We start from the raw sequence: 6,299 nt of genomic DNA on the forward strand, positions 1-6,299 counted from the left end.
ACTCGACGACCTGATCATCTGCCGGCCCGACGGCACGCCGACCTACAACTTCTGCGTCGTGGTCGACGACTGGGACATGCAGATCAGCCACGTGATCCGCGGCGACGACCACGTCAACAACACGCCGCGGCAGATCAACATCCTGCGCGCATTGGGCGCGGAACTGCCCGAGTACGGCCACGTGCCCATGATCCTCGGCCCGGACGGCGACAAGCTCTCCAAGCGCCACGGCGCGGTCAGCGTCATGCAGTACGAGGAAGCCGGCTACCTGCCCGACGCGATGCTCAACTACCTCGCCCGGCTGGGCTGGAGCCACGGTGACGACGAACTGTTCGACCGCCAGCAACTGGTGGCCTGGTTCGATGGCAGCCATCTGGCGCGCAGCCCGGCGCAGTGGGACGCGGCGAAGCTCAACTGGGTCAATGCGCACGTCATCAAGCACACGCCCGATGCCGAGCTGGCGGGCCTCGTCGCAGTGCAACTGGCCACGCGCGGCGCTCCTGTGGCGGCCGACGAACGGCTGATCCGCATGTGCGCACTGTTCAAGGACCGTTGCGCCACGCTGGCCGAGCTGGCCGACTGGCTCGGCATGTATTTCATCGATGTCTCGCCCCGCGACGAGGACGTCCAGCAGCACGTCACGGAAGCGGTGCGCCCGGCCCTGCAGGCGTTGCGCGACCGGCTCGCCGGCATCGACTGGGACAAGGGCACCATCGCCACCGCGATCAAGGAAACCCTGTCGGCCCACGGCCTGAAGATGCCGCAGCTCGCGCATGCCGTGCGCGTGCTGGTGTGTGGCCGCGTGCAGACGCCGTCGATCGATGCCGTCCTCGAGCTTTTCCAGCGCGAGGTGGTGCTGCGCAGATTGCAGGGCGTCTGAAAACCAAGCTATACTCGCGGTCTCGCTTGAAACTGCGACGGCTGCACCAACGGCTCCACACGGGGGTATAGCTCAGCTGGGAGAGCGCTTGCATGGCATGCAAGAGGTCAGCGGTTCGATCCCGCTTACCTCCACCAAGTGTCCTGGATGCACGGCGCAGGTTCGAGTCGACGAAAGAGCTTCAGTCCCCTTCGTCTAGAGGCCTAGGACACGACCCTTTCACGGTTGTAACAGGGGTTCGAATCCCCTAGGGGACGCCAAGTTTCGGCAGCGCTTGAGGAGTGATCCTGAAGCTGTCGGCCACGCGGAGTGGTAGTTCAGTTGGTTAGAATACCGGCCTGTCACGCCGGGGGTCGCGGGTTCGAGCCCCGTCCACTCCGCCAAGCATTCCATGGGCTGATCCCTGACGGGCTCAGCCCTTTTTCTTGCGTCTGCGCCTGAGGTTCGGCGCCTGTGTCTCGTCAGCGTCATTCGGCACTTTCCCCTCGTTTGGAGGGTTTCTCCGGGGCAGTGGGCTACCCAGAATCCACCTCACTCCGAATGGGGGCTGACGCCATGGTCAAGGTCTTTCAACATCACATCCCACTGTCTGCGCTGGCCGAGTTGCTGGCCGATGGGATTTTTTGCTTTCTCGCAGTGCTGTTGGCCGCGCAGGGGCTGTCGGATCTCAGTTTCGACTTCTTCACTCTGGGGGCACTTCCGGCGCAGTTGTTGTTGCACGCCGCCGCCTTCGCGCTGTTGATGTCGCTTCTCTATTCAGTGTTCGGCATCTACCGTTCCTCCGCCGTGACCGTCAGCTTGGCCGCGCTGCTGAGCCGTGCGTTCCTTGCAATTCTGGTCGGTGCAGGGATTGCCTACGCAGCCATCAGTGCGGGCGGGCTTTCCGGGCGAGCCCGGGAGTTGCTGTTTCCTGTCGTGGTCTACATGCTGCTCGGTCTCGTACTGGTGCGCATCGTTTTCCATGTCGTTCGTCGATCGGTCGTCGGGTCGCCACGGGTACTGATCGTCGGTACGGGCAAGGAAGCGATGAGCATTGCCGCCGATCTGCGCTCGCCGGGCCGTGCCCACCGAGCCGTTGTCGGCTTCTATCCTGCTGGTGGCGAAGGCAAGTTGTCGCCCGGCGAGAAGATCTTCTCCCGTGACGTATCCGTCAGCAGCATCGTGAAGCGGATGCAGGTCGACGAAGTGATCGTTGCGGTGCGCGAGCAGCGAGGTGGTGCCGTACCGATGGATCAACTCCTGGACTGCCGCCTTCAGGGTACGCCAGTACTCGACCTTGCCGGCTTCTACGAGCGGGCGAAGGGGCAGGTCCCGACAGAGAGCCTGAAAGCCAGCTGGCTGGTCTATGGCCATGGATTTGTCCAGGGATCGGTGCGAACCGCCGTGAAGCGGACTTTCGACGTCGTCTGTTCGGCACTGCTGCTTGCGCTGGCTTCGCCCGTGATGCTGGTGACGGCCGTGCTGATTCGGCTCGACAGTCCTGGTTCGGTCATCTACCGGCAGGAACGGGTGGGTCTGGGCGGTCGCAAGTTCATGTGCCTGAAGTTCCGCAGCATGCGCAATGATGCCGAGGGCGATGGCGTGGCGCGTTGGGCCAGCAAGAACGACGCCCGCGTGACGCGTGTCGGCGCCTTCATCCGCAAGTGCCGCATCGACGAATTGCCGCAGCTGATCAGCGTGCTCAAGGGCGAGATGAGCCTGGTCGGCCCGCGTCCGGAGCGTCCGTCGTTCGTGGAGCAGTTGCGTGAGCAGGTTCCCTTCTACGACATTCGCCACAGCGTCAAGCCGGGCGTGACCGGTTGGGCCCAGGTTCGCTACAGCTACGGGGCGTCGGTCGAGGACGCTCGTCGCAAGCACGAGTACGACCTGTACTACGTCAAGAACAACTCCCTGTTTCTCGATCTGCTCGTGCTGATCGAGACGGTCAGCGTCGTGCTGTTCCGCGAGGGAGCGCAATAGCGCGGGTCCCTGACTGACGGGCTGCGGTGGCGGATGTCGCACACGCAGCCGAGCAGGATGCCACACCGGGCCGTCGAGGGTCGGGGGATAGGATTGGTCGGAATGCGGAAGTTTGGTAGCTTCCGGGCAGTGCCGACGGTCAGCCTTTGCTGGCGACGCGTCGACATCGCGGTATCGCTCCCGACTCGCGGCGCGAATGGTGGGAATCCATGTACGAATCTCAGTTCGCCTTCTCCGGCACTCCGTTCAGCCTCAATCCGGACCCATCCTTCTACTTCCAGAGCAAGGGGCACGGCAACGCGCTGTCCTACCTGCGCTTCGGTGTCTACCAAGGCGAAGGGTTTGTCGTGGTCACCGGAGAGATCGGTGCGGGCAAGACGACACTGGTGCGCACGCTGCTGGCCGAACTCGATGCCTCGCAGATCGTCGCCGCGCAGATCGTCAGCACGCAGTTGGAGGCCGGCGACCTGCTGAGGTCGGTGGCCCTGGCATTCGGGCTGGCGCCCAAGGACCTGAGCAAGGCTGAACTGATCGCCTCGATCGAGGCTTTCCTGACGCTTCTGGTCACGCAGAACAAGCGGGCCCTGCTGGTCGTGGACGAAGCGCAGAATCTGAGCCTGCAGGCCATCGAAGAGCTCCGCATGCTCTCGAACTTCCAGCTCGGGAGTCATGCGCTTTTGCAGAGCTTCCTGGTCGGGCAGCCGGAATTGAGGCAACTGCTCACGTCCAAGCCCATGGAGCAGTTCAGGCAACGCGTGATCGCCTCGTGCCATCTTGGGCCAATGGATCCTGCGGAGACACGCGCCTACATCGAACACAGGCTTCGGAAAGTGGGCTGGGCGGGTCGTCCGAGTTTCGATGACGCAGCGTTCGATCGCATTCACGTGCACAGTGGCGGCATCCCTCGGCGGGTCAATCTGCTCTGCAACCGCCTGCTGCTGGCTTCCTTTCTTGCTGCCGAGGACGAGATTGACCTGGCCGTGGTCGACAAGGTCGCCGGGGAGGCGTACGCCGAGGTTGGTGGTTTGCGCCAGCCTGTGGCCCTGCCGGTCATCGTTCCGGTGTCGGCGTCCAAGGATGTGCTGCCGGTCAGAGCTCGCGACGGCGGCAGCCCGGCGGGCCCGATCCTGTGTGTGGCTGGCGACGCTGCGAGCGAATTGCGCCTGGCAATGCTGATCAGGGAGATGCTGGAGCTCGAGCGCGCGCCAGCACCGATCCTGGTGCGTGCCGGGACGCAGCAGTCCTTTGCGGGCAACGACGCCTTTCTGAGCGAACTTGTCGCCGAGGTACCCACGGTCGAGCTCGAGCCGCGCGGCGTCACGACTTGCTGCGCATTGGCGGACGCGATCGTTCGATTCGAGACAGTCGTCAAGGACCATGTTCCTTCGGCTGTCTTGCTGGCGGGCGCATCCGACGCGATGCTGGGTATCGGTCTGGCGGCGTTCAGATGTGATATCCCCGCAGCGCGGCTGGCTGCCTCGGGCTCCATGGCCGGAATGGAAGGGGCCAAGAGAAACGATGTCGTGCTGGATCGCATTGCCCCTGTGCTCGATGCGAAACAAGCGCCGGACAGCGAAACGACCCCTGCGCTCCCCGGCTCGGCACCTTTCGACCTGTTGGGCAGCGCGGCCCAGGTTGCGCGTGGGCTCGCAGCTGCGGGTGGCACGGCGCTGGCGCGCCTTCAGGTCGATCCCGGCATCGCCGACGACCCGCGCGGTTATGGCGTTGTCTGCACCGCAACGGAAGGAGTCGGGCGGGTCGAGCTGACCCGTCTCATCGGTGCGTTGCAGGTGGTGAGCCGCGAGTTGCCGTTGCTCTGGATCGCGCAGAGCGAACTGCTGTCCAGGCTCGATACCTTGGGTTTGAGGCGATTGCTGCGGGGTTCGAATGTCACGCTGCTGTCACCGCTGGACTACCTGGATCGTGTGGCGGTGATGGGCGAGGCCCGCTGTCTGCTTACCGATTCGCTCGACGCCACGCTTGAAGCTTTCGCGCTGGGAATTCCCCGCATCGACCTGGGCGCTGCCACAGCCGGACGAGAGTCCGCGGAGATAGCGGAACATCTCCTGGGCGAGCTTCGTCTGCGAGGCGATCAGGCGCATGCCAGGTCTGCGACGACTGCGCTGACGGCTGCAGCCAGTGCAACAGAGCGATCGCGTACCAGGGCATGCGCTCAAGCCGTGCTGCGGCAGTTGATCGGCATGGACGCGCCGGAGTCGTCGTCGGGGCCCCATCGGGCGACTGCCTGACCTGCATCGCTGCCTGCTCCGGTCAGCGAGCATGAGCGGGGTTTGTGAGGAGAATTTGGGGGGCGTACCCCCGAGTTGGGCAATTGAAAACGCTCTCCCAGCTTGTATGCTCCCGGGGGCGGGGCATCCCGGTAACGCACGTGAGTCGGACGTGACAGCGCGGCCTGGTGAGGCGGCGATTGCAGAGCTGGAGTGCCCGGCGATCCTGCCGCGTCACGTTGGAGAGCAACACTGGAGAAGGACATGGCCATGAATGCCGTCATCAATTTCCTGCACCGGACGATCGCCGCTGCCGGTTTTCTCGCCGTCCTGTCGGGCTGTGCAACCAACAACCTGCCGCCCGCGCCGGCATCGGCTGCGACCCCTGACTATCGCTACCTGATCGGTCCGCTCGACACGGTGAACATCATCGTGTGGCGCAACCCGGAGTTGTCCATCTCTGTTCCGGTTCGTCCGGATGGGAAGATCTCGACGCCGCTGGTAGAGGATGTCCAGGCGATCGGGCGCAACCCCACCGATCTCGCCCGCGATGTCGAGCGTGCGCTCTCGAAGTTCACGCGGGATCCGGTGGTCACCGTGGTCGTGACCACCTTTCAGGGCAGCAGCAGCGAGCAGATCCGCATCATCGGCGAGGCGACGCGCCCGCAGGCCATTGCCTATCGGCAGAACATGACCATCCTGGACGTGATGATCCAGGTCGGCGGTCTGACCGACTTCGCCGATGGAAACAATGCTGTACTGGTGCGCGGCAAGGACGGCGGCAAGCAGTACAGCGTGCGCCTCAAGGACCTGATCCGGCGTGGCGACATCTCGGCGAACGTCGACGTGCGCCCGGGTGACGTCATCATCATTCCGCAGAGCTGGTTCTGATCCCTCCGATCAGCCGCCTCCGAGCCTTTCCGAAGTTCCCGACGGTTGCCCATGGATGAACTGATTGCTCAGGTCCTGTCAACGCTGCGCGCGATGTGGCGCCGGCGCTGGCTGGGGCTCGCGATAGCGTGGACGGCGGCCTTGCTGGCTGCGCTGCTGCTGCTTCGTATGCCCGACCGCTACGAGGCGACGGCGCGCGTCTATGTCGATACCATGACGTTGCTGAAGCCGCTGATGCGGGACCTGACAGTGGAGCCCGACATCGATCAGACGCTGCAACTGCTCGCGCGGACCTTGATCACGCGTCCGAATATTGAGGTGCTCATGCGCAAGGGCAACCT

5 protein-coding genes and 3 tRNA genes are annotated in these 6,299 nt (G+C 64.2%); all 8 read left to right on the forward strand.

Translation table 11 applies throughout. The annotated features are described in order from the left end of the window. On the forward strand, positions 1-880 hold an 880-nt coding region (gene gltX / locus AB7U92_RS19715), incomplete at its 5' end, for a glutamate--tRNA ligase (RefSeq protein ID WP_428580910.1). A gap of 61 nt (positions 881-941) precedes the next feature. Then, positions 942-1,017, forward strand: a tRNA-Ala gene (locus tag AB7U92_RS19720). 47 nt (positions 1,018-1,064) lie between these two features. Next, positions 1,065-1,140 (forward strand) — tRNA-Glu (locus tag AB7U92_RS19725). Positions 1,141-1,186: 46 nt separating this feature from the next. Then, positions 1,187-1,263: transfer RNA gene (locus tag AB7U92_RS19730), tRNA-Asp, on the forward strand. A 172-nt stretch (positions 1,264-1,435) separates the two neighbouring features. After that, on the forward strand, positions 1,436-2,839 hold the full coding sequence (locus tag AB7U92_RS19735) for a TIGR03013 family XrtA/PEP-CTERM system glycosyltransferase (protein ID WP_428580913.1): 1,404 nt from the start codon (positions 1,436-1,438) through the stop codon (positions 2,837-2,839). 209 nt (positions 2,840-3,048) lie between these two features. Continuing rightward, positions 3,049-5,088, forward strand: coding sequence for an XrtA/PEP-CTERM system-associated ATPase (locus tag AB7U92_RS19740; protein WP_428580916.1), 2,040 nt, complete (start codon positions 3,049-3,051; stop codon positions 5,086-5,088). Between the two features lie 243 nt (positions 5,089-5,331). Further along, positions 5,332-5,958 (forward strand): XrtA/PEP-CTERM system exopolysaccharide export protein, encoded by a 627-nt coding sequence (locus AB7U92_RS19745; protein WP_428580918.1) that lies wholly within the window; start codon positions 5,332-5,334, stop codon positions 5,956-5,958. A gap of 51 nt (positions 5,959-6,009) precedes the next feature. Next, the coding region (locus tag AB7U92_RS19750) for a Wzz/FepE/Etk N-terminal domain-containing protein (protein ID WP_428580921.1) at positions 6,010-6,299 on the forward strand (290 nt) is incomplete at its 3' end.

This window comes from Piscinibacter sp. (assembly GCF_050175855.1).
Taxonomy (GTDB): domain Bacteria; phylum Pseudomonadota; class Gammaproteobacteria; order Burkholderiales; family Burkholderiaceae_C; genus Piscinibacter.

What these genes read in the sequence shown, in the direction of transcription:
- AB7U92_RS19735 (WP_428580913.1), top strand. Translation starts at nt 1,436, where the DNA reads ATGGTCAAGGTCTTTCAACATCACATCCCACTGTCTGCGCTGGCCGAG.
- AB7U92_RS19740 (WP_428580916.1), top strand. Translation starts at nt 3,049, where the DNA reads ATGTACGAATCTCAGTTCGCCTTCTCCGGCACTCCGTTCAGCCTCAAT.
- AB7U92_RS19745 (WP_428580918.1), top strand. Translation starts at nt 5,332, where the DNA reads ATGGCCATGAATGCCGTCATCAATTTCCTGCACCGGACGATCGCCGCT.